The following is a 24,554-nucleotide window of genomic DNA, read 5'->3' as shown; positions in this document are numbered from 1 at the left end:
ATACAGAATAAAAAAGAACAAATTCATACGAAAAAACGCAGTCCTATAAAGACTACGTTCTTCCTCTAACCTATACTGTTTTTTTCATAGCACTCATACTTCCAATGATGTAAGCGATACACGCAAAACAAATCGGGAAGACAACTGTATGTATACCGAACGGATTCGGATAGAAAAGATGGATACACATATATGAGCTTACCCCAACTAAAATAGAGGCAAGCGCTCCTGTTGCATTTCCTTTTCTCCAATATAACCCTAATACGATCGGCCAAATGAATGCTGCTTCTAATCCACCGAAAGAAAATAAATTTAACCATATTAAAAAATCTGGTGGTTTAATTGCTGCTGCATAAACGAGCAGTCCTACGATAGCAGTAATCCATAAACTTCCTTTTCTAATCGTACTATCTGCTGCATCTTTATTTATGTAATTTACGTATATATCTTTAATGATTGATGAACTTACAAGTAGCAATAACGAGTTTACTGTAGACATAATGGCTGCCATTGGTGCAGCTAAGAAAACACCGGCTAACCAAGGTGGTAACACTTCCATCGCGAGTAGCGGCATGACTTTATCCGGTACCGTTATACCCGGAAGTACAACTCGTGCAAATACACCTGTTAAATGCATACCAATCATAATTGTACCTACAACAACTGTTCCAATTATTAATGCTTGATGCATCGCTTTTGAATTTTTATAAGACATGGCACGCACACTAATTTGCGGTAAACCAACAACGCCAATTCCAATTAAAATCCAAAATGATGTCACGTATGATTTTGTTAAACTACCATCTGCTCCGAATGGTGTAATTAAATTCGGATTGATTTGAACAAGTTCCTGCATAATCTTTTCAATTCCACCACCGGCAACGACAGTAGCGATTAAAATGATTGTCGTTCCAACTAACATAATGATACCTAATAACGTATCTGATAAAGCAACTGCACGAAATCCACCAATTAATACGTAAACAAGTACAGAAAAAGTAAATAAAAATAGCGCTGTTGTATAAGAGAGACCCGTTAGTGACTCAATTAATCGGCCACCGCCGACCCACTGAGCTACTGTTGCTGAAAATAAAAAGATAATAATACATAACGCAGAAAGTATGACAACTGCTTTATTATTGTATCTTCCCTTTAAATAATCGATAAGAGTAATAGCTTCCATCTTCCTAGCAATAATGGCAAACTTTTTACCGATAACCGTTAAAACGATATACCCTGTTACAACTTGAATCGCAGATAACAATACCCATCCAAGCCCCATATTATATGCTATACCAGGGCCACCAATGAAGCTACTAGCACTACCGTACGTAGCAATCATTGTCATTGCTAATAATAAACCACCGAGCTCACGCCCACCTAAAAAATATTCTTGCAAAAATTTATTATGAGCAGTCGCTTGTACACGTCTTGAAGCATATACACCAATTAAAAATACAACGATAAACGAAATTATCATTGGAATGATTACATACCAATTCATCTATTATTCCTCACTTTTTTCTTCCTCATCGAGTGAAATATCTTGAAATACAAAACGAACAACTAAACTAAGTAAAATAACCATAACGATAAATCCAACGATACAGCTATAAAAAAACCATGCTGGAAAACCAAATACATATGTATATTCACTTGGATTTTTACTACCAAGCCCATAAGCAAATCCGTACCATATTATAAAATTGATAATAGCAAGTCCAAGACCAATTAACGCTTCTCTATGGGCGATTCGAAAGCGTGGATCATCATGATAATTCTTCATTTTTCTCCCTCCTCTCACGATGTATTATTGTACCACTGTTCTTCTAGTTTTTCCTACTAGAAAGCAAAAACAAGCAGGATTTTTTATAATCATATAGAAGATTCTCTTACATTACATATTTTTTACAATTGTAACACAAATGAAATTTGAATTTTCAGTATTTGTTAATTATGATTTTAATTAGAGGCTTTCCATCTAGTTCCTACATCCTTGATTTCGGAATAAACGCCGTCTCGTACTGCGTTTAATTATATTTTCAAGGGGGTTATACAATGAGTCAACTAGCTGTAAATCTTCATGAAAAGGTAGAGAAATTTCTTCAAGGTACAAAAAAGTTATATGTGAATGGATCATTCGTTGAAAGCGCTTCCGGAAAAACATTTAACACACCTAATCCAGCAACTGGCGAAACACTTGCCGTCGTTTCTGAAGCTGGTCGCGAAGATATTCATAAAGCTGTAGTTGCAGCTCGCATGGCTTTTGACGAAGGTCCTTGGTCTCGCATGAGCACTGCTGAGCGAAGCCGGCTTATGTACAAGTTAGCTGATTTAATGGAAGAACATAAAGAAGAGCTTGCACAACTTGAAACGTTAGATAACGGAAAGCCAATCCGTGAAACAATGGCAGCAGACATACCACTCGCAATTGAACATATGCGCTATTATGCCGGCTGGGCGACGAAAATCGTTGGTCAAACAATCCCTGTTTCCGGTGATTACTTTAACTATACACGCCATGAAGCTGTTGGTGTCGTTGGTCAAATTATCCCTTGGAACTTCCCACTTCTTATGGCAATGTGGAAAATGGGAGCAGCGCTTGCTACAGGATGTACAATCGTTTTAAAACCTGCAGAACAAACTCCACTATCCGCTCTATACTTAGCTGAATTAATTGAAGAAGCTGGATTCCCGAAAGGTGTTATTAATATCGTTCCTGGATTCGGTGAATCAGCTGGACAAGCTCTTGTTAATCATCCACTCGTTGATAAAATTGCATTTACTGGTTCTACTCCAGTCGGTAAGCAAATTATGCGCCAAGCATCTGAAACATTAAAGCGCGTTACACTTGAGTTAGGCGGTAAATCACCAAATATCATCCTGCCAGATGCTGATTTATCTCGCGCGATTCCTGGTGCACTTTCTGGTGTTATGTTTAACCAAGGACAAGTATGCTCTGCTGGATCACGTTTATTTGTTCCGAAGAAAATGTATGATAATGTCATGGCTGACCTTGTCCTTTATTCTAAAAAATTAAATCAAGGTGCTGGATTAAGTCCAGAAACTACAATTGGTCCTCTCGTTTCTGAAGAACAGCAAAAACGTGTAATGGGCTACATTGAAAAAGGAATTGAAGAAGGTGCTGAAGTACTTTGCGGAGGAAGTAATCCATTCGATCAAGGCTACTTCGTTTCCCCTACTGTATTCGCTGACGTTAATGATGAAATGACAATCGCAAAAGAAGAAATTTTCGGTCCAGTTATTTCTGCAATACCATTTAACGATATTGATGAAGTAATTGAACGTGCAAATAAATCACAATTCGGCTTAGCAGCTGGTGTGTGGACAGAAAATGTTAAAACAGCACACTACGTTGCAAGTAAAGTACGTGCTGGTACAGTATGGGTAAACTGTTATAACGTCTTTGATGCAGCATCTCCATTTGGAGGATTTAAACAATCCGGTCTTGGTCGTGAAATGGGATCTTATGCATTAAATAACTATACAGAAGTGAAGAGCGTTTGGCTTAACTTAAATTAAGGAGAAAGAACCTGACCTATCCGGTCAGGTTCTTTTCATTATGTATTCCTTTAAACTTGCAGTCCTCCGCTCACATTTAATACTTCTCCTGTAATATAGGATGCGTATTCTGATGCTAAAAAGGCTGCTGCGTTCGCAATATCTTCTGGCGTTCCAATTCTACCAACTGGAATCGCGCCAACCATCTTTTCTTTCACTTTATCTGGTATCGTTTTTGTCATATCTGTATCCATAAATCCTGGACAAATTGCATTACACGTAATACCGAAACTTCCAACTTCTTTCGCTGCCGTTTTCGTTAAACCTACAACGCCTGCCTTCGTAGCTGCATAATTCGCTTGACCTATGTTTCCTTCTCTACTAATTGAAGATATATTAATAATGCGTCCATACCCTTGTTGTCTCATGTAAAGAAGCGCTGGTTGCATACAATAAAAAACACCAGTTAAGTTCACTTGTAATACTTGTTCCCAAGCAGACTTCTCCATTTTATGTAACATTGCATCTCTTGTAATGCCAGCATTGTTCACCAAAATATGTAATGTACCGAATTTTTGAACCGCATATTCAATTAACGATTTCGCTTCATTTTGATTACTCACATCACATCGATATGAGCACACTTCATATCCTTCGTCCGATAACTCACGTGTCGTTTTTTGTAGCTTCTCTTCATTTACATCGCTAATTAATACTTTCGCCCCTAGCTTCGCATAAACCCTTGCAATCTCTTTTCCAATTCCCTGTGCAGCTCCTGTTACAACAGCTGTTTTCCCATTTAAAAACTCCATTCCTATCCCCCATTTCTATTACTTATACTGTATATTTCGGCTTTTTACTTTCCAATTCCTCTTTGTATAAAAAAGTCTATTTGTGTCAAACTAACTTTGCAACGTCGCATAAAGTGCAAGGAGATTGTGTCGAATGAACAAAAAAAATTTCAAACAAAACAAAGCTACTGATGGCATTGATGTAGAGTTCTCTCGTGAACTTGCTGACCACAATGACTTAGAAGCAAACGCACGTGCAAATGCCGCTGATGCACGTCAAAAACGCCAGTCAACTGAAAAATAAGGAAAGCACAACCTTATTCTTTTCAACAGGGACCTACTACCCAACAAAATAAACCGAGAGATATCTCTCGGTTTATTTTCTATATTTTTTTATATAATGTGCCAAAGTAAGTAGTGGATATATATGAGCATAGCTATGGTAACGAATATAAAACCCTCCTGGTAAACCTGTTCCAGTAGGATATTTTTCATTCACATAAGGATTCGCAAGCAAATATGAAATACCTTTTCGAATAACTGGCGTCTCTATATCATAGTAAGAAATGAGAGCATCTAACGCCCATGCTGTTTGGGATGGTGTACTAAATGGTAAAGTAACGAACCTTTTCTCCACACTACTGTGGCATGATTCTCCCCATCCACCATCTTCATGCTGTATATGTTCAAGCCATAAAGCTGCTCGTTTTAATGATGGATTACTAGATGGAATTCCGAATGACCGTAATCCTGTCATAACAGCCCACGTACCATATATATAACAAATCCCCCATTTCCCATACCATGATCCATTCTCCTCTTGTACATTCATTAACCAATTTATCGCACTTTGTTTTTGTTTCTCAGGTAATTCATTTTGCGCATATGTCCCGAAAAACTCTAACACCCTCCCTGTAATATCTGGTGTAGAAGGATCTGTAATCATATCGCTTGCATTTTCGATTGGTAAATTTGCTAATAAATTGCTCGTCACACCTTTTTCAAAAGCTCCCCAGCCCCCATCATTATTTTGTAATCCTTTAACCCAATCAATCCCTTTCTGCCAAGCATTATTTACCTTTTCATTCTCTCTACTTCTTGCCAACACTCTTAGTACAGCTGTTGTATCGTCAACATCTGGAACTGTCGTATTTACATCTGAAAAACCCCAACCACCTGGAGTAAGCGCCGGAGCATGTACGCTCCAATCAGCTTTTTTTGTATGCTGTTTTTTTAATAAATATGCTGTTGCATTTTGAAGCATTTTATTATCTTTCGGAACGTGGGCATCTTGTAACGCATAGCTGAGTAAAGCTGTATCCCATACGGTTGAAGGAGAGTTTTGCAAGTGACCCCCTCTTTCCATCTTCCATATATAAGATGTTATCCCAGCTATAGCCTTTTGAATCAGTGATGATTGAGGAGAATGCCCTAACGCAAGTAAAGCATAAATCATATAAAACGAGGCAGTTGCGTAACTATATAACGTTCCATTTTCATCAATACGCTCTTTCATAAAACGTTCGACTTCCTCATATCCTTTATGATGTAACGAAAGTGGGTACGAGATAATTTGTTTTACATCACTTAATAACGTTTGAAACAACGGAGACCGATCCTCCCGAAACCATTCTCCGCCCCCGCCCGCAATGTGATTTAAATTTGGCAATAACTTTTTACCTACTCGAAACCTTTTATTTAAGCACAGCATCATAGGAATTAAATGAATACGTGCTGAGCTACTCAATTCAAATATACTGAGGGGGGAATCATTCTGTAGAAACATGATTGGTGTCGGTAAATGAAAGAGTGAAGGATATTCATATTCTCCATGAATTGCTAATAAAAACTTCGTCATAAAATGAGCACGCGCCACGCCTCCGCGTTCCTTAATAAAATTTTCCGCTCGCTTCATGTTCGCATCTTCTTTTGTATATTTTTTCGATGCAAGTAAGGCGGCATAAGATTGAATGGTAGCTGATAAATTACCTCCCACTTCATCTTCATACAATTTCCATGTTCCTTCATTTGTTTGAAGTGATGCTAATCTTTTTACAAACGGTTCTATCTCTTTATCTCTACCTAATAATTTTAATAAAAAAATCATATGGCAATCTGTTAATGGAGCTCCTTCAAAACAAAATTGCCACGTACCATCTTGCCGTTGCATCGTTTGAAGTGCAGTTGCTCTTCTCACTATTTCTTCATGCGCTTTTTCATATAATAACAAGTTACTCACCCACCCTTTCGAAATCCGTATAACGATATTCAAGAAGGTCGCTGAATATGTATAAATACAAAGAAAAGCAGAACATATAAAATGCTCTGCTCATAAACAATATCCTACTCCGACAATAATCCCTAATAAAGCACCAACTACTACTTCATACGGTGTATGCCCGACAAGTTCATTTAACTTCTTATATTCTGTTTGTCTACCGTGAAAAAACTCATTCAATATTTTCGCCTGTTTACTTACTGCAAGCCTTACTCCTGAAGCGTCATACATAACTATAATGGCAAAAATAGCAGCAATTGCAAATAAAGTACTTTCCACACCTTCCACAACGCCAACACCTGTCGCCAGTGCTGTAACAGTTGAAGCATGAGAACTTGGCATCCCACCTGAAGCGAAAAACTTTGCGAAATCAAATTCACCCGTTTTAAATAATTTAAAGACTACTTTCGTTAATTGTGCTAAAAACCATGAAATTACAGCGGCCATAAGCGGATCGTTATGTAAAATTGTTTCCACGTTCTCAGCTCCCTACTAGCTATAATGGAAATCCTTTATAGTATCAGTATAAAGAAAAATGCGTAGAAAATACTACGCATTATGATACTTTTGCTGATTTATTTTTTATAAATTTCGGTTGTTTCTGCACTAAGAACTTTGTTTTCGCTACCGAGAATACAAATAATGCAACCCATATACAGAAAAATGCAATCATATGAGTAGATGTGAAATGTTCACCAAATACGAATACACCTAAAATCAAACTAATTGTTGGTGCAATATACTGTAAAAAACCTACCATATAAAGCGGAATAAGTTGGGCTCCTTTTGCAAAATAAAAAAGTGGTAACGCTGTAACAATGCCCGCTCCTATTAATAGTAATGTCGATAACATTGAGATAGAGCCAAATGAGCCAAAACCATGTACTCCTGTCATTACTAGATAAATAATTGCAAACGGCGTCACTAACATCGTTTCCATCGTAAGTCCAATTGTCGCATCATAGTTTAACAATTTTTTCGTTAATCCATATAAGCCAAATGAAAGGGCAAGTGATAAAGAAACCCATGGAATAGCACCGAAACGTACTGTTAAAATAATAACTCCTACTCCAGCTAAACCAACTGCAACGTATTGCCAAAAGTTTAACTTTTCCTTTAAAACGACTGTACCAAGTAAAATACTAATAAGCGGATTAATATAATAGCCAAGACTTGCTTCAATGACATGATTATGATTAACGGCCCATATGTAGACAAACCAGTTTCCACTAATCAAGACTGAAGCTATTGTTAATGACATTAATAATTTAGGTCGTTTAAAAAGATTCACGAACTCCCCAATAAACTGACGAAATCTCTTCGTAACACCTAATACTAGTAACATAAACACGAACGCCCAAACGATGCGGTGTGCTAATATTTCATCTGCAGGGACTTCCTCAACCCATTTCCAATAGATTGGTAGTATTCCCCACATCGTATACGCACCAGCCGCATATATAATCCCTTTTTTTTGCTGTGCTGATTGACTCCCCATCTTCCTTTTTCTCCTCTTCTCATTTTTTCTCCATTATACGGTCTTACATGCTCATTTTACCAATAATCAATCTGCATTTCTTTCGACATTTCTCATACAACGAATAATAAACATACCGTTATTACAACAAGTAACGGTATGCCGAAAACAAATTTCTTTTTATGAGTTTTATGATGAAACATATACATACCGATCCAAGCTCCAACTGCTCCCCCAGCTGCTGCTGATAAAAACAACGTACTTTCTGGCGTTCTCCACTGTTTCTTCTTCGCTTTTCGTTTATCAAGCCCCATAAGGCTAAAAGCTATAACGTTAATAATAAGAAAATAAATCCATTTCATCGCTTTCTCTCCCTATGAAAAATTCGCTTAATGGTAACATGAAAAAACGATGGAAACAACTGAAGAACGCTTTTTATTGATTCGTTACCTTCATATTTACATAGCCAATTAAACAGAAAGATGTTATGGGCAAAATCTTATATTTCATTCCCTTCCCCCACTACCATAGCATCGAAAAAACTTCTCTCAATCTCTTTTTCATCAAAATGAAGAACTACGATTAGCCCCATATATAAAGAAACGAAATTTAGAAACCATTCCTCATTATCATCTTTCTTAGCTAAACATTTAAATATCTCTTGAAATTGCATACGCTCGTCTACAGCAATAATCGGTCGCACGCCAAAATATTTCAATACAAGATGTAGGTTTAACTGCACGGATAATGATAAAATATACTTTAATAGCTCCGTATAATGAGCAACATTTTTTTGACTATATAACTTCACAAGCTCTTGATGTAAAGTAGAAATCGATAATTCTTCTTTAGTCACTTTTGTTGCTTCTATCATTTCAATCATCTTTTTCATATCCATTACATTTACCCCTCCTGTTACAAAACAAAAGTCAAAGTGTATTTATTTTATAATCAGCAATAATTGAGTATTTCTCGTCTCTCTTTCTTCTTCACTTACTAAGTCATATTTTTTCAAAAGATGAAATACATCATTTAGCATTTCTTGTGAGTGATTACCTTGTAAAAAATTTTTTAACCCTTTAAAAATCTCTTCAGTTAAAAAACTCTTTTGACTTTCAAGTTTATTCATTACATCTTCAATAGAATGATCAATATTACACGCCATAAAAATTCCTCCTCTATCCTTTATAAATAATATCTTCTGCTAACGATGTAAACACTTCTCCAACAAGAGAATCTTCATCATATACAGATGAACCGCCATTTTCTTCACGTTTCGCAAAAGGTACTTGTGCGATTACTTCTGTTTGCAATTGTTTTGCTAACATTTCGCCGCCGCCTTTTCCAAACAGATAATTTTTCGATCCATCTTGTTCTTCATAATAAGCCATGTTTTCCACAATACCTAAAATCTCGTGTTTCGTATGTTTTGCCATTACGCCTACTCTAGATGCTACGAATGAAGATACATTATGTGGTGTTGTAACAATAATTTCTTTCGCCTGCGGAATCATTGCTGCAACATCAATGGCAACATCTCCTGTACCAGGTGGTAAATCAAGCAGTAAATAATCTAACTCTCCCCAGTGCGTATTCACAAGGAAGTTTTGAATCCATTTATTTAACATCGGTCCGCGCCACATAACCGGATTATTTCCTTCTGTAAAAAATCCCATCGACATGATTTTAACACCGTGACTAATAACTGGAATTGCTGTTTGATCAATCATCGTTGGTTTTTGATGCGTTTCCATCATAGCTGGAATGCTAAAACCATATATATCTGCATCTAATATCCCCACTTTTTTGCCCAAACGAGCTAAAGCCGTTGCAAGATTAATTGTTACAGTTGATTTTCCGACTCCACCTTTTCCGCTCGTTACAGTAATAAATCGTACTCCTGAATCAGGACGAAGCATGCTCGGCATACCAGTTTCTGTTCTACTATTTTTCTTTAACTTTTCTGTTAGCGCAGCTCGTTCTTCTTGTGTCATAGAACCAAACGTCAAATCTACTTTAGATGCACCAATTGCCTGCAGAGACTCTTCTACATCTTGTTGAATTTTTGCTTTTAACGGACAACCTTGAATCGTTAGCACTACTTCAAGTTTAACCTCTGTTCCATTCATTTGTATATTTCTAACCATGTTTAACTCTACAATACTTTTGTGTAATTCTGGATCCTCTACATGCTTTAATGCGTTCATTATTTGTTCTTGAGTAATCATAAAACTCATCCCTTCTCGTATTTGAATTTATCCGACTTTAACTAATAATCAGTGGGGGATGAAGAAAACCCCCACTGATTAAAGTTTCACTTTATATACAACATCTTCTTGCCGTTGCAAGAAACACTTATTATCCACCACTAACAGGCGGGATGAATGCGACGATATCTCCAGCTTGTATCACCTCGTCATTCGTTACAAACTCTTCATTAACAGCCACCATCACTCTATCAAGCGATTGTAAACTATAGTTTGCTTTGAGCCATTCTTTTAATTGCTGCACTGTCATTTCTTGTTTTTCTGAAATTACGAATCTATCTAATCCGACTTCCTCACGCAAATTTGCAAACAGTAAAATTGTAATCATTTTCTCATTCTTCCTTCTTCGGTTTTCCTGCTGGATATGGTGTATTTTCAAGTTGATCTCCAATCCACATCGTTCCATTTTCCCAAAATTCTTTTTTCCATATTGGGACGATTCGCTTTATACGTTCAATTGCGTATTCATTCGCTTCATAAGCTACTTTGCGATGCGGTGATGAAACTGCAATGACTACCGCAATATCCATTATTTCTAGCTGGCCTACTCGGTGAGTAATTGCTACTTTTGCATCCGGCCATCTTTCACTAATTTCTTCACCAATTCTCATAAGTTGCTTTACTGCCATCGGTTTATATGCTTCATACTCTAAATGTAGCGTTCGTTTTCCTTTTGTTAATTCTCTCACTGTACCAATAAAAGTTGTAATCGCACCTGCCTCTCTTCTTGCAACTTTATTCGTTACTTCTTCAACTACAATCGGTATATCAACAATCTCAAATAGCACTTGTCCCATTGGAACCACCTCTCACTTTGCGAAATGTCCAAGGCCATTCACTACCTTCGTTATCTTCCAATAACAGAACATCCACAAACATATCTTTTTTATATCCTCTTGTCCCGCCTGGTAATACGATAAAAACATTCGATTCTGCTAATGAAGAGACCGAGCTAGATTTATCAAATCCTGAAGGACAAGCAATTAACTGCCCTTCGTTATATGTCAGTTTCGCTCGTACAAATCTTGTAAATGGATTTGGCTTTAGAAAGTCTTCTCCTAATAACGCTTTTTCTCTCTTTAAATGTGCTTTTTCACTAAACATATACGTCCGAATACACGGTCTTACAAATAATTCAAATCCTACATAACAAGCAGATGGATTTCCTGATAAACCAAATAATAACTTGCCATTTAATTGTGCTACAGTCGTAACACTTCCTGGCCTCATTGCAACTTTATTGAAAAGAACTGATGCACCTAACTTTTCATATATAGCTGGTAAATAATCGTAATCCCCTACTGATACACCGCCTGTTGTAATGAGCATATCTACTTGGCCAAGCGCTTCTTTTACAGCTTTGAAACATGTATGAAAATCATCGCTAAACTGCCCAAAATATTTTACTCTTCCGCCCGCTCTTCGAATTTGAGACAATATCATATACGTATTACTGTTTCGGATTTTCCCTGGCTGTAATGAATCGTTTACGTCCAGTAATTCACTTCCAGTCGCTAATAGTCCAATTACAGGCTTTCTAGCCACCGGTACCTCGCTATACCCAAACGTAGCAAGAAGAGCTGAAATGCCTGGATGAATGTATGACCCTTTCTTTGCAAGAACCGTGCCTTTACGAGCATCTTCACCTTGAAAAGAAATATTGTCGCCCGTTTTGAATGATCGCTTCACTTCCATATATTTGTTACCATCCTCCTCATATTGACGAGTTAGCTCTAACATAACAACCGCATCACACCCATTCGGAATTTGCGCTCCTGTCATAATTCGAACTGCTTGAAATGGACCTACTTTCTCATCGAATAGCGATCCTGCACCGATTTCACCCACTACTTCAAATACAATTGGAGTTTCATAACTTGCTAAATCCGTATCTTTTGCTCTAATAGCAAATCCATCATACGGCGAACGATTAAATGACGGCACATCATGGTCAGCTACTAAATCCTCTGCTAATATACGTCCATAAGCTAATTCAATAGGTAGTAGCTCCTTTAAACCGTTATGAGCAAATCCCATCACTTTACGAACAGCCTCTTCAACTGTGATTGGTACTCTTCTTTCCATTGTTGACAACCCTTTCTATTAGCCGAATACGCGATAATATAATTGTTTCGCTTTCGAAATATCATTTGTGCCATGAATAAAAACACGATCATCCCGAAAAACAACGATGCGGTACTCATCTAATTGGCAAGATAGTAAATGCGGATTCCGATCTACTTCCCCCACTTTTTTTAATACTTTTTCTATATCATCAAAATTGTATTTTCTATTGTCTACTCGTCTAATTTGAACTGTATTTCTTCCGCATAAAACAGCTACCTTCGTTTGATTTTCGTATGATAAATAAGGATAAGTTCGATTTAAGCCGCACGAAGGGCAATCGTCTGCTTTAATTTTCCCTAGTTTTATAAAATGGTTTTGATTACTCCATATATCAAACATGAAAAATGTTTTTCTAACTGCTGAGAAATCTCCTACTAAAATTTTGAATGCTTCCGCAACTTGATATGCTGCGACGATTTGAACAGTCGGGCTAATAATTCCAGCGGTATCACATGTCACACTTGTAACAGGAACATTCTTCAGCACACAATGTAAACATGGTGTCTCTTGCGGAATAACCGTATAACTCATACCGTACGATCCAACGCAAGAACCATATACCCACGGAATATTATGCTTTTGTGATAAATCATTTATTATAAATCGGATATCGAAATTATCTGTTGCATCAATGATTACATCGACATTTTCTAATAGCCCTTCTAAGTTTTCTACACACACATCCATTACGAAAGCATGTATTTGTACTTCCGAATTAAGTTTTTCTAGCCGATTTTTAGCAGCGATTGCTTTTGGCAATTTCTCTCTTGCATCTTGTTCAGAGTACAATTGTTGCCTTTGTAAATTACTCCATTCAACGTAATCACGATCTATAATGGTCAACTTGCCAATACCTGCACGTACGAAACTTTCAGCACTTGCACTTCCTAATGCGCCTACTCCTACAATTAACACATGTTTATTTCGAATTTCTTCTTGCCCTCTACTCCCAATTGGTTTAAACAAATGTTGTCGTGAATACCGCTCAGCCATTACTTACCCTTCCTCTCACGAACTCTATTTCATATTAGAATGTTGTTTTTGATAACAAGCAAAGTACGCAAATCCAACAAAACCAGCTCCACCAATTACATTTCCGATAAAGACAGGAACAAAATTTTTAGCAAGGTCCATCCATGTCAGATGACCTGCAAAAATAACTGCTGAAATGACAAACATATTTGCTACCACTTGCTGAAATCCAATCACTACAAATGCCATAATTGGAATCCAAATTCCGATTATTTTTCCGACAAAATCACTCGTCCCATAAGCGAGCCAAAGAGCAAGACAGACGAGCCAATTACAACCAATTGCTAAAATTAAAGTTCTCCCAAATGATTCATGTAACTTCCCTTCTGCTATCGCTACTGTTTTATTTAAATACTCTCCCTCTGTTAATCCGCCAAGATGTCCAAAGCAATACGCAACGAAAATTGCCCCAATAAAATTCATGAGAGTAATCCAAACCCAGTTATTCAGTACACTTATCAATGTAATTTTCTTTGCATAAAGCGCCATAGACAGTGACATCATATTTCCCGTAATTAATTCTCCTCCTGCTAATACTACGAGCATGAGTCCAACAGGAAATACTGCTCCTCCTAAAACATTCACTAGACTCCCCCAGCGCTCAGGTAAATTCCCTAAAACTCGAATGTTAAGTAAAAAACCTATCGCAATAAACGCTCCTCCTAAAAAACCGAGAATAAGCATTGCTGGCAAGGTCTGACTTACTTTTTGAACACCGGCCTCAATGACAAGCTCAGCAATTTGTTCCGGTTTATGAAATGCCATTACTAATTCCTCCATTTTCTCCAAATAAAAAAGCAGCTTCAAAAAACCTCCTCAAAATAAAGGTTTTTGAATGCTGCTTAATTTCTCTGCACATCTTTTACAGAGAGATCAATCATCACTTTTACTATAAAATAGAAAATCTACAAACGTTGCACATCTTCCATTTTGTATATACTTCATCATAGTCTCACGCTTATATATCAACCACCAATATGTGACATTTCAATTTTAGGTGCTCTTTTTGTACTTGTATGACTTAAGCGTTCATCTGAATAACGATCTTCTCGTTTGTTCCATATATCGCGTACGGCATCTGTTATTTCCTCGTCAGTGTATTCAGATCGAAGCATTTCTCTCAAATCATTTCCTTTAGAAGCGAACAAACAAGTATATAACTTTCCTTCTGCAGAAATACGGGCTCTCGTACATGAGGAGCAGAATGAATCTGTTACTGATGAAATAATACCTATTTCCTCATCGCTTCCTATATAACGATACCTAGTAGCCACTTCACCAGAATAATTTGCTTCTATCCGTTCTAACGGCATAACTTGATGAATCGTATCTACTATTTCTTGTTTAGAGACGACCTCTTTTAAATCCCAACCATTATAATTTCCAACGTCCATATACTCAATAAAACGAAGAATATGCTTATTTTCCTTAAAGTATTGCGCCATCTGCAAAATGTCCTGTTCGTTTTTTCCCTTTTGAACGACCATGTTTATTTTAATTTTCATACCGACTTCAGCTGCAGCTTGTATTCCTTCCAAAACCCTTTGTACTTTGCTTCTATTACCATTCAAATAGAAAAACCGCTCTTCTTCTAAGGAATCTAAACTAACTGTCACACGTGATAAACCCGCCTTATATAAATCAGGAGCAAACTTTTTAAGTAACGATCCATTAGTTGTTAAACCGATATCCTCCACACCATCTAGTTTATTAAGGCGCTCGATAAGCTGCGGAAGACCTCTTCGAAGTAACGGTTCTCCGCCTGTAATCCGTAATTTTCTAACACCTAAAGAAACGAAAATACGTGTTATCCTTTCAATTTCATCAAAAGATAAAATTTTATCATTAGACAAAAACGAGTAATCAGGACCAAATATTTCTTCTGGCATACAATATCGACAGCGAAAATTACAGCGATCAGTAACTGAAATACGTAAATCCTTTAAAGGACGTTGTAGTTTGTCTAATGTGACAGATTTCATATTTATTGCCTCGCTTTTACTTATTTTATATTTAAAACACGCTCCGGATGCGTATATACATTTAAGGATTGATTCCGAATAAATCCTATCGTAGTAATACCTAATTCTTCAGCTAGCTGCAAAGCCAACTCAGTTGGAGCTGATTTTGACAGTATGATTTCACAACCAATTTTTGCAACCTTCAATAGTATTTCCGAAGAAATACGACCACTAAAAACAATGATTTTATCTCTTATAGAAATATTATTTTTTAAGCAATAACCGTAAATTTTATCTAACGCATTATGTCTACCAATATCCATTCGACTTAAAATAATACCATTCACATTGCACAAAGATGCATTATGAACCCCACCTGTATGATGAAATGTCTCTGCAGATTGCTGCATTTCTTTCATTAATCGAAAACAGTCTTCTGCAGCAACCTGTACATGAACGCCATTCATTTTCTTTGCGCTTAATGCATCATTTGCAAAAACAAACCCTTGTCTACTCATACCACAGCATGAAGTAATATAGCGTTTATTTTGCATTTGTTCGTAATACGGATTTACTTTTGTTGTGGTGACATGTACAAATCCTTCTTTCTCTTGTACCCATATGTCATCAATATCTTCATACTTCCGAATAATTCCTTCCGATGCTAGGAAGCCTATTACCATATCTTCTATATATTCTGGAGTACTAACCATTGTAACAAACTCCTGTCCGTTCATTTTAATCGTGACTGGAAACTCTGTTACAATGCTGTCCTCTATATATTTAAACGCCCCTTGTTCATAACGAAAGATTTCTCTTTCTACCTGTATCGGTTTCACGATCAGTATCCTTCTCTCACGTTATATTTTTATCAAAAACAAATACCGAAACTGCAATATCTTCTTCTACTTTCATATCTGAAAACAAATTCACCAATTTCGCTCCAACAAGTTCCTCCAAATGTTCACGGGAATTCGCAGCATACACTTCTTGAATCATTTTCGTTCTAGCCATATGAACCATTTCCGCACCGTCCATCGTACTTGAAATGAATTTTTCAGTAGGTGTTAAGTTTCCGTAAAGAGTCGCAATCGCCATATTTTCAGCAAAAACAGTATGAATTCGTTCTGGCCCTTTTCCGAAAAGTTCCTTTCGAAGTTTTCGTATCATATCATTAAATTCATGTACTTTTTTTGACATACCATTATACCTCCCAAAAGCCTCATTTTACTTTATTATATATTTTACCAAAATGAGCCTTCCGCCCAAACTATTTCGTACAAATATTCGGGCGAAAAGATTCACTTCGTGAAGGTTACTCGTCTTTTAACCCTTTACCCATACCTTTTAAGAAATGAAGCCCAAACCCGATAGCACGGTTAATGTCTGGATCTTTCAATACTTTCATAAGATCGAATACCCCTACTTTTTTATTACTCTCTAGATGTTCATTACCTTCTTCTAGACCTACTAATAAGCTACCTATAAGCTTTTTCGTAAGTTCCGGATCAAGTTCTGTTAAAGCACCCGCAGCCCCCATCATATTATTAATTAAATTTGTAACCGGCTCACGAGTCACTTGGCCAAGAACAATCTTTGCGATTGGTTCTTTCGCCTTTAGCATAGAATTTGCAGCTTCTAACATGCCAATATCATTCAATTCCCCTACTATGTTAAACATTTGATTTAGAGAGTCTTCATTATTAGCTAGAAGCTCTTTTAAATCATCTAATTTTTTCTGTTTTATTTCTTCCTCAGTTAATTCTTGTTTTTGAATCATTTTTATAGGTGCAGCCATATTTTTCTCCTCCTACTTATCCGTTAAATGCACATACCCTGGACGTGCCCACTTACGATATACCTCAATGCCAGCTTGAGGGTGACGTTTTTTATTACGCGGATTCGCTTTTGGCATCGGATTTTCGCCATCAACTTCTAGCACTTCCATACGCACTTTCGTCTGTTTATAAGCAGGTGTGTTCGTACGCGTATCAACGGCAGGACCTGTTAAGAAATTAATTGCTGTTTCATTATCTGTAGAGTTCATCGGTAAATATAACTCATTCGCTTTTACACGGTCTGTTACAAGTGCACGTAATTTTAACGCTCCAAACGGAGAGACAAGACGGACTAATGAACCAGTTTTCACTCCACGTTCTTTTGCAAGTGCTGGAGAAACTTCAACGAAAACGCCAGGTACTTTCGTTTGAATACCTGTTGATTTATTTGTCATATTCCCTTCATGGAAGTGCTCAAGCATACGACCATTGTTAATATGAAGGTCGAATTCAGCTGGGAAATCAGCTGGGCGTACCCAGTCAGCAATCGCAAAACGAGCTTTTTTATCTGGGAAGTTAAATCCATCTTGGAAAAGAAGCGGTGTATTCGTTCCATCAAAACTTCCCCAATGGAAACTATTCCACCCTTCCAATACTTCATAGTTTGCTTGTGAAAATAGTGGTGATAAACTTGCCATTTCAGCAAAAATTTCACTTGGATGGCTATAACTCCAGTTTGCACCTAATTTATTCGCAACTTCCTGCACGATCCACCAGTCTGGCTTCGCATCTCCAAGCGTAGGAAGAACTTGATATAGTCTTTGAACACGACGCTCTGTATTAGTGAAAGTACCTTCTTTTTCAAGAGATGGCGCTGCTGGTAATACAACATCTGCATATTGAGCTGTTTTAGATAAAAAAACATCTTGCACAACGAAGAAATCAAGGCTTGATAACACTTCATGTACATGGTTCGCATTAGAGTCTACAAGAGCCATGTCTTCTCCAACAAGATACATAGCTTTCATTTTCCCTTCGTCAATCGCGTGAAGCATTTCAATATTATTCAGACCTGGTTCACTATTAATTTTCACTCCGTAAGCCATTTCAAATTTCGCACGTTCCACATCGTTCGTAACGTGCTGATATCCAGGAAGCCATCCTGGTAAAGTACCCATATCACAAGCACCTTGTACGTTATTATGGCCTCGAAGCGGATATGCACCAGCGCCTGGACGACGATAATTACCTGTTGCAAGTAGTAAGTTTGAAATCGCAGCGGAAGTATCAGATCCACCTGTATTTTGCGTTACACCCATTCCCCAAAGGATACATGTACCGTCTGCATCACGAATCATTTCAGCCATTTGAATCAGTGTTTCTTGCGAAATACCAGTCACTTCTTCTGCATATTCAAGTGTATATGCTGTAAGGCTCTCTTTGAAATCTTCAAAGAAATTTACATTCTCATCAATAAATCGTTGATCGTGCCAACCTTGATCAATCATATATTTCGTAACAGCCATTAACCATACTTGATCTGTTCCTTGTTTTGGACTAATAAAGACATCTGAACGCTCTGCCATTTCTGTTTTACGAAGATCAGCCACAATTAATTTTTGTCCGTGTAATTTATGTGCACGTTTAATACGTGTAGCTAAAACAGGATGACCTTCTGTCGGATTACAACCTACAATAATAACAAGACCAGATTGTGCAATATCTTTAATCGTTCCAGCATCTCCGCCCATACCAATTGTACGGAATAATCCGTCTGTCGCTGGTGATTGACAATAACGTGAGCAGTTATCAATATTATTCGTTTCAAATACTTGTCGAGCTAATTTTTGAATCACATAATTATCTTCATTCGTAATTTTAGATGAAGAAATAAAACCGATAGCATCTTTACCGTACTCTTCTTTAATCGCTCCTAATTTACTTGCAACTACATTCAATGCTTCTTCCCATGTAGATTCAACAAACGTTCCATTTTTACGAATTAAAGGTTTCGTAATTCGTTCTTTAGAATTTACGAAGTCCCAACCGAATTTTCCTTTTACACAAGTAGAAATTGCGTTAACTGGCGCATCAGAAGAAGGTTGTACTTTAAGAATTTTACGTCCTTTCGTCCACACTTCAAATGAACACCCTACACCACAAAATGTACATACTGTTTTCGTTTTCTTCGTACGAGTATCACGCATGGCCGCTTCCACTTCTGATACCGCAAAAATACCGCTATATCCAGGCTCAACTTCTTTAATTAAATCTACCATTGGTTCAAGAATATCTGGTTTTAATCCCGTCATAAATCCAGCTTCACCAAGCATCGTTTTTTCCATTAAAGCGTTACAAGGACAAATCGTTACACATTGACCACAGCTCACGCATGAAGAATCATTAATATTTACTCCTTCATCCCAAATCACTCGTGGTCGCTCCGCTTCCCAGTCTATCGATAACGTTTCATTTACTTGTAAGTTTTGACACACCTCAACGCATTGACCACATGCAATACATTGATTCGGGTCATAGCGATAAAACGGATGCGTCATATCAACTTCACTTACATCTACTTTCGGTTCATAAGGATATTTTTGATGTTCGATTTCCATTAATTCTGCTGTATTATGCAGTTTACAGTTCCCATTGTTGTTGTCACATACTGTACAGTATAATAAATGATTTTCTAATAACCGATCCATTGCCTCTGTTTGTGCTTCTTTCGCACGAGTAGAGTTACGTTCAATGTTCATACCTTCTGTCGCTACTGTCGAACAAGAGCGCATTAACTTTCCGTCAACTTCTATAATACAAGTGTCACATGTTTGAATAGGATCTACTTCTGGCACGTAACAAATTTGCGGATGTTCAATCCCGTTCTCGTTCATAACACCCAATATCGTTGAACCGGGCTCCGCTGTATACTTTTTTCCGTCAATTGTAATATGAACCATGTTGTTATTCATGGTCTTTCCCCCTTTTTGAGAATAAAAAAACTCCACCACGAAAATATACGCACCACATTTCGGCACGTTATTATCATGGTGGAGTAGTTTATTAGCACATCTTGCTAAAATACCAATCCATTTATTCATAAATAAAACGATAGATTCATAACAGGTCATATCACGATTCCATCTTTAACACTATAATTATAGCGTTAAAGTTAAAAATATACAATATAAAATTTAAACTACGCATATGTCAGCTTGGAACTATCCATAATAACCCATATAAAGTGAAACTTTAATCAGTGGGGGTTTTCTTCATCCCACTGATTATCAGCCCTCCCCCATCGGGATAAAACATAACAAGGAGTAAGCAAACAAATGGGGTCTTTTAATAAATGGATTCGTGGTGAAAAATCTTTTTCTACCCAAGAGCAAGCTGATCACACATTAAATAAATCTATCTCTTCTTCCCTTTCCCTTAATTTAAAGCACTTGTCCAAACTGTTTAGCGGTATTCCAGAATTAATAACACGCACTTTTCCATTAAAAAACGGACAGGAAGCTTCACTTATATATATGGAAGGACTTGTAGATAAAACTGTTATTAACGTAAACATTCTTCGTCCTCTCCTATTTAAAGAGTGGAATGAAGACGATTTTTGGGAAGCCTCTGTTTCTATCGGAAATATTAAAAAGATTGAGCAGTGGACAGACATTGAACAATCTCTTTTACACGGCAAAAGTATTTTATTTATAAACGGGCAACTATCCGCTTTAGAGCTTGATACACAAGCGGCACCCAAAAGGAGCATTGAAGAACCTACAACAGAGAGCGCCATAAAAAGCTCACACGAAGGATTTAATGAAGTAGCGAGCGACAGCCTTGCACTTATTCGTCGATATATTCCAAATCGTGAATTGAAAGTAAAGGAATTCACTGTTGGTGAACGAGCTACTTCAAAAGTTTTTTTGCTGTACCTAGCAGACATTGCAAACGAAGATGTTGTACAAGAGATGGCCTGCCGCATCGAATCAATCAAAGTAGATGCCATTCTTACTACCGGAGAATTAGAAGGATTTGTTGAAGATAATTCCTATACTCTCTTTCCGCAATTATCAATAACTGAGCGCCCTGATACAACAGCACATCATATTCTAGATGGGCGAATTGCTGTTGTTGTAGATCGTTCACCAGGCGTATTAATAGGACCAATGACTTTTTCAGCTTTTTTTCAGACGATAGATGATTACAGTTTCAGACCAATGATTCCATCTTTTATACGATTACTCCGTTTCACTGGATTATTTATTGCAATTTTTGCTCCTGCTCTTTACATTGCTATGATTTCCTTTCATTATGAAGTGATTCCACTTAAATTATTGTTGACGATTGGAGAATCTCGAGCTAAAATTCCTTTTCCTCCTATATTAGAAGCACTTTTGATGGAATTAGTACTTGAAATGCTCCGCGAAGCTGCAGTTCGGCTTCCGGGTCCCGTTGGACAAACCATTGGCGTCGTAGGAGGGATTGTCATCGGACAAGCTGCAGTTCAAGCAGGAATAGTAAGTAATGTCATGGTTATCGTCGTATCTATTACTGCAGTCGCTTCTTTCATCATCCCTAACCTAGAAATGTCTGCAGGAATTCGACTTCTTCGATTCCCAATGATGATAATTGCCTCTTTATTTGGTGTCATTGGCATTATGGTTGGGATGGCAATCATTATTATTCATATACTTTCTATGGAATCTCTCGGTGTTCCTTATGGTAGTCCTTTTTCTCCGTTACTTGCTTCGGATTTAAAAGATATTCTTATACGTTTACCATGGAAAATAATGAAGAAGCGCCCACTATCCCTTAACTTAAAACAAGAGAATCGACAAAGCGATATAGAAGGAACGGAGGAAGATAAGTGAAAAAGCGTGCAAAGAGGGAGATTAGTTTATTTCAATACATTTTAACAATTAGTGGTGTTCAAGTAGGATTCGGTGTACTTACACTGCCACGTGAAGTTGCACAAGGGGCGAATACAGATGGCTGGATGTCTATTATTATTGGATGCGCTATCACTACTTTAGTCAGTCTATGTATTGTAAAAATCATAGAAAAGCATCCTGGATATACTTTACTCGATGTGCTAACTCATTATCTTGGGAAATGGCTAGGAAGAGTAGTAATGATTTTTTGGATTTTATATGCTGTACTTGCAGCTGTTTCCTTAGTTTTTTCCCTCCTGTATGTTATTCACATTTGGATTTTACCTAGAACTCCAATGTTTTTAATTATGATTTTACTATCTATTCCGATGCTTATGCTCGCATGTAAAGGTGTTCTTATTATAAGTCGCTACGCTGTTTTCACTGTGTTTTTCACACTGTGGATGCCTTTGCTATTGTTTATCCCTCTTAAAGATGGGCATTGGATATACCTTCTCCCTCTTCTTAAAGAGGGCTGGATACCAGTTTTAAACGCCGTAAAATCAACTATTATTGCATTTCTTGGATTTGAGTTTGCATTTGTCCTTTATCCTTATTTGAATAACAAATCCTCTGCCAAAAAAGGGATTGTTATCGCAAATTTAATTACACTATTTCTTTATCTTCAAGTCACGTTCGTTTCTTTCGTTTATTTTAGTCCAGACGGTATAACAAAGTTTTTATGGCCCAGCCTTTCTCTTGTTACACCATTTCACTTTTCATTTCTTGAACGGTTTGAAATTATCTTTTTATCTTTTTATCTCTTCATTATTTTTGATTCTTGTATTCCTTACATATTTACTGCTTTAGATGGAATCAATCAATTACTTAACAAAAAAGGGAGCTCCTTACCTATTTGGTTTTTATTATTCGGGTGTATTTTCGTTCTATTCTTTTATATCCCTTCCTCTTACCAAATAAATGCGTTGCGAGACTTTTGGGGAACTGCCAGTTATTTTATCGTTTTTCTATTCCCAGTCATATTTCTCTCATACATGACACTTTATCAGCATTGGAAAAGGAGAAGAGTTTAAATGAGGCGCTTTATTCATTTCACTACACTTTACTTTCTCATAACCTTTTTAACAGGCTGTGGAGATCGACTCGACTTAGAAAAACAATCAATTTCATTAATTTACGGCTTTGACGAAAAAGCAAAAGGAAAATTAATTGTGTACCACGTAAATCCTATTTTTAATGAAGACGTAGAAAAAAAGTACGAAACACATGAAGCGAAAGTACGTACACCTCGAGAAGCAAAAGCAACGTTTAATAGTTCAAGTGGCGGTTTAGTATCTACAGAAAAGTTACAGCTCATTTTATTTAGCACAAATTTTTTAAAACAAGAAGGGGCTATGCCTTACCTTGATGTTTGGTATCGTGATCCTAAAAACACTGGAAACATGCGCATGGTTGCAGTAGATGGTCCAATTTCTTCAGTTATATATAATAACTTTAAAGATAAGCCTGCCCTTCCCGAGTATTTAACAGATTTAATTAATACGAACAAACTGTACAATCGGACCGTTTTTACGACATTCCATGAATTTCACAGGCAAACGTTTAATAAAGGTATCACACCTGCTATTTCAGAAGTAAAAAAAGGTAAAAAAGATGTTATCGTTACCGGTTCCGCGCTATTAACCTCTCGCGGAATTTATAAAATGTCATTAAATCGTTATGAAAGCGCCCTTCTTCTTTTGTTACAAAAGAAAGCGAATACACCGGTTTCGCTTACATTGAAAATCCCTTCTACTTCAGTTGAAAGTAATAGTGATTTAAAAGATACCGATGGCGGCGATTTCGTAACAATAAATGTTCTTAGCATGAATCGTGATATCCATACAGACTATAGCGATAACCGCTTCAAATTTAATGTTAAAATGGATTTAAAAATCGCTGTATCTGAACTTACATTCAATATGGATATAGACAAAGATAGAAAGAAATTAACTTCTCTTATTACAAAACAACTAAACAAAGATTTGAACGATTTAATCCACAACATTCAAAAACAGCAGCTTGATCCATTCGGATTTGGTGATTATGCGAGAGCGTTTCAATATGAAGAATGGAAAAAAGTTGAAGACGATTGGCCGAGTGCCTTTTCAAAAGCTAACGTAAAAGTAGCACCTACTATTAAAATTTTAGAAAATGGGATTATTAAATAGCAAAAAAACACGCTACTTGCTCTTATACGTTTAAAGAGTAAGTAGCGTGTTATCATTTTTATTTTGAAGCTTCTTATACAGTTACACTTCTGTTTCTTGTTCTTCACTTTCCGCTTGTTCCAATCTTTGCTGCTCCGCAATTTCAGCTGAAATCATCCCATAATAAATTTCCGGATACAATCCAAATATTTGATATACACTTCCTAAAAACGGCAT

The 24,554-nt window shown here is 36.9% G+C and carries 26 protein-coding genes; 5 read left to right on the top strand and 21 right to left on the bottom strand.

Annotation, left to right across the window (positions count from 1 at the left end; all coding sequences use genetic code 11):
• Positions 1 to 70: 70 nt before the first annotated feature.
• Together panF and AC0NJG_RS12185 are read right to left on the bottom strand one after the other, a co-directional pair.
• Complete coding sequence (gene panF / locus AC0NJG_RS12190; RefSeq protein ID WP_087954666.1) at positions 71 to 1,504, bottom strand: sodium/pantothenate symporter; 1,434 nt, start codon at positions 1,502 to 1,504, stop codon at positions 71 to 73.
• A 3-nt stretch (positions 1,505 to 1,507) separates the two neighbouring features.
• Complete coding sequence (locus tag AC0NJG_RS12185) at positions 1,508 to 1,786, bottom strand: YhdT family protein (RefSeq protein WP_000800722.1); 279 nt, start codon at positions 1,784 to 1,786, stop codon at positions 1,508 to 1,510.
• A gap of 272 nt (positions 1,787 to 2,058) precedes the next feature.
• On the opposite strand from AC0NJG_RS12185, the gene dhaS reads away from it, so the two are divergent.
• Positions 2,059 to 3,543 (top strand): aldehyde dehydrogenase DhaS, encoded by a 1,485-nt coding sequence (dhaS, locus tag AC0NJG_RS12180; RefSeq protein WP_000080304.1) that lies wholly within the window; start codon positions 2,059 to 2,061, stop codon positions 3,541 to 3,543.
• 50 nt (positions 3,544 to 3,593) lie between these two features.
• On the opposite strand, the gene fabG is transcribed toward dhaS, so the two are convergent.
• On the bottom strand, positions 3,594 to 4,334 hold the full coding sequence (fabG, locus tag AC0NJG_RS12175) for a 3-oxoacyl-ACP reductase FabG (RefSeq protein ID WP_000395029.1): 741 nt from the start codon (positions 4,332 to 4,334) through the stop codon (positions 3,594 to 3,596).
• Between the two features lie 133 nt (positions 4,335 to 4,467).
• On the opposite strand from fabG, the gene AC0NJG_RS12170 reads away from it, so the two are divergent.
• Complete coding sequence (locus AC0NJG_RS12170) at positions 4,468 to 4,617, top strand: YfhD family protein (RefSeq protein ID WP_001035808.1); 150 nt, start codon at positions 4,468 to 4,470, stop codon at positions 4,615 to 4,617.
• Positions 4,618 to 4,689: 72 nt separating this feature from the next.
• Here the strand turns inward: AC0NJG_RS12170 and AC0NJG_RS12165 are convergent, their stop codons facing one another.
• The 17 genes from AC0NJG_RS12165 to fdhF form a co-directional block, all read right to left on the bottom strand.
• On the bottom strand, positions 4,690 to 6,543 hold the full coding sequence (locus AC0NJG_RS12165) for a terpene cyclase/mutase family protein (protein ID WP_474063097.1): 1,854 nt from the start codon (positions 6,541 to 6,543) through the stop codon (positions 4,690 to 4,692).
• A 99-nt stretch (positions 6,544 to 6,642) separates the two neighbouring features.
• Positions 6,643 to 7,068 (bottom strand): divergent PAP2 family protein, encoded by a 426-nt coding sequence (locus AC0NJG_RS12160; protein WP_000447815.1) that lies wholly within the window; start codon positions 7,066 to 7,068, stop codon positions 6,643 to 6,645.
• A 79-nt stretch (positions 7,069 to 7,147) separates the two neighbouring features.
• Complete coding sequence (gene rarD / locus AC0NJG_RS12155) at positions 7,148 to 8,089, bottom strand: EamA family transporter RarD (RefSeq protein ID WP_087954663.1); 942 nt, start codon at positions 8,087 to 8,089, stop codon at positions 7,148 to 7,150.
• Positions 8,090 to 8,181: 92 nt separating this feature from the next.
• Complete coding sequence (locus AC0NJG_RS12150; protein WP_000871349.1) at positions 8,182 to 8,430, bottom strand: DUF1294 domain-containing protein; 249 nt, start codon at positions 8,428 to 8,430, stop codon at positions 8,182 to 8,184.
• 137 nt (positions 8,431 to 8,567) lie between these two features.
• The gene (locus tag AC0NJG_RS12145) at positions 8,568 to 8,966 is read right to left on the bottom strand and encodes a hypothetical protein (RefSeq protein ID WP_087954662.1); all 399 of its coding nucleotides are present in this window, start codon (positions 8,964 to 8,966) and stop codon (positions 8,568 to 8,570) included.
• A gap of 42 nt (positions 8,967 to 9,008) precedes the next feature.
• Positions 9,009 to 9,233 (bottom strand): group-specific protein, encoded by a 225-nt coding sequence (locus AC0NJG_RS12140; protein WP_087954661.1) that lies wholly within the window; start codon positions 9,231 to 9,233, stop codon positions 9,009 to 9,011.
• Positions 9,234 to 9,246: 13 nt separating this feature from the next.
• On the bottom strand, positions 9,247 to 10,296 hold the full coding sequence (locus tag AC0NJG_RS12135) for a P-loop NTPase (protein WP_308900892.1): 1,050 nt from the start codon (positions 10,294 to 10,296) through the stop codon (positions 9,247 to 9,249).
• Between the two features lie 130 nt (positions 10,297 to 10,426).
• The gene (gene moaD / locus AC0NJG_RS12130; RefSeq protein WP_087954659.1) at positions 10,427 to 10,663 is read right to left on the bottom strand and encodes a molybdopterin converting factor subunit 1; all 237 of its coding nucleotides are present in this window, start codon (positions 10,661 to 10,663) and stop codon (positions 10,427 to 10,429) included.
• A 4-nt stretch (positions 10,664 to 10,667) separates the two neighbouring features.
• Positions 10,668 to 11,132: a molybdopterin synthase catalytic subunit MoaE gene (gene moaE, locus AC0NJG_RS12125; RefSeq protein WP_308900894.1), complete on the bottom strand. Its 465-nt coding sequence runs from the start codon at positions 11,130 to 11,132 to the stop codon at positions 10,668 to 10,670.
• A complete protein-coding gene (gene moeA, locus AC0NJG_RS12120; RefSeq protein ID WP_088327570.1) occupies positions 11,113 to 12,420 on the bottom strand; it encodes a molybdopterin molybdotransferase MoeA in 1,308 nt (435 codons plus the stop codon). The genes moaE and moeA overlap by 20 nt, the downstream gene beginning before the upstream one ends.
• Positions 12,421 to 12,438: 18 nt before the next feature.
• On the bottom strand, positions 12,439 to 13,455 hold the full coding sequence (locus tag AC0NJG_RS12115) for a molybdopterin-synthase adenylyltransferase MoeB (RefSeq protein WP_143881406.1): 1,017 nt from the start codon (positions 13,453 to 13,455) through the stop codon (positions 12,439 to 12,441).
• A 24-nt stretch (positions 13,456 to 13,479) separates the two neighbouring features.
• The gene (locus tag AC0NJG_RS12110) at positions 13,480 to 14,259 is read right to left on the bottom strand and encodes a formate channel (RefSeq protein WP_087954655.1); all 780 of its coding nucleotides are present in this window, start codon (positions 14,257 to 14,259) and stop codon (positions 13,480 to 13,482) included.
• Between the two features lie 200 nt (positions 14,260 to 14,459).
• Positions 14,460 to 15,476, bottom strand: a complete 1,017-nt coding sequence (gene moaA / locus AC0NJG_RS12105; protein ID WP_087995624.1) for a GTP 3',8-cyclase MoaA — start codon at positions 15,474 to 15,476, stop codon at positions 14,460 to 14,462.
• 20 nt (positions 15,477 to 15,496) lie between these two features.
• Complete coding sequence (fdhD, locus tag AC0NJG_RS12100) at positions 15,497 to 16,294, bottom strand: formate dehydrogenase accessory sulfurtransferase FdhD (protein WP_087954653.1); 798 nt, start codon at positions 16,292 to 16,294, stop codon at positions 15,497 to 15,499.
• A 16-nt stretch (positions 16,295 to 16,310) separates the two neighbouring features.
• Entirely contained in the window at positions 16,311 to 16,655 is a 345-nt protein-coding gene (locus AC0NJG_RS12095; RefSeq protein ID WP_000039582.1) for a Na-translocating system protein MpsC family protein, read from the bottom strand.
• Between the two features lie 115 nt (positions 16,656 to 16,770).
• Positions 16,771 to 17,253: a helical membrane plugin domain-containing protein gene (locus AC0NJG_RS12090; protein WP_087954652.1), complete on the bottom strand. Its 483-nt coding sequence runs from the start codon at positions 17,251 to 17,253 to the stop codon at positions 16,771 to 16,773.
• A gap of 12 nt (positions 17,254 to 17,265) precedes the next feature.
• Positions 17,266 to 20,205: a formate dehydrogenase subunit alpha gene (fdhF, locus tag AC0NJG_RS12085; protein WP_173602115.1), complete on the bottom strand. Its 2,940-nt coding sequence runs from the start codon at positions 20,203 to 20,205 to the stop codon at positions 17,266 to 17,268.
• 363 nt (positions 20,206 to 20,568) lie between these two features.
• Here fdhF and gerSA point away from each other — a divergent pair, with 363 nt between their 5' ends.
• From gerSA to gerSC, 3 genes are read left to right on the top strand one after another with little or no spacing between them, the layout of a single operon-like run.
• Positions 20,569 to 22,107, top strand: coding sequence for a spore germination protein GerSA (gene gerSA / locus AC0NJG_RS12080; RefSeq protein WP_474063096.1), 1,539 nt, complete (start codon positions 20,569 to 20,571; stop codon positions 22,105 to 22,107).
• The gene (locus AC0NJG_RS12075; protein ID WP_474063095.1) at positions 22,104 to 23,201 is read left to right on the top strand and encodes an endospore germination permease; all 1,098 of its coding nucleotides are present in this window, start codon (positions 22,104 to 22,106) and stop codon (positions 23,199 to 23,201) included. Before gerSA ends, AC0NJG_RS12075 begins: the two co-directional genes overlap by 4 nt.
• Positions 23,202 to 24,338: a spore germination protein GerSC gene (gene gerSC / locus AC0NJG_RS12070; protein ID WP_474063094.1), complete on the top strand. Its 1,137-nt coding sequence runs from the start codon at positions 23,202 to 23,204 to the stop codon at positions 24,336 to 24,338.
• An 81-nt stretch (positions 24,339 to 24,419) separates the two neighbouring features.
• Here gerSC and AC0NJG_RS12065 read toward each other — a convergent pair whose 3' ends face one another.
• Positions 24,420 to 24,554 (bottom strand): hypothetical protein, encoded by a 135-nt coding sequence (locus tag AC0NJG_RS12065; RefSeq protein ID WP_001116173.1) that lies wholly within the window; start codon positions 24,552 to 24,554, stop codon positions 24,420 to 24,422.

Source organism: Bacillus sp. SSR7 (assembly GCF_055902415.1).
This window is presented reverse-complemented; position numbering and strand designations above follow the sequence as displayed.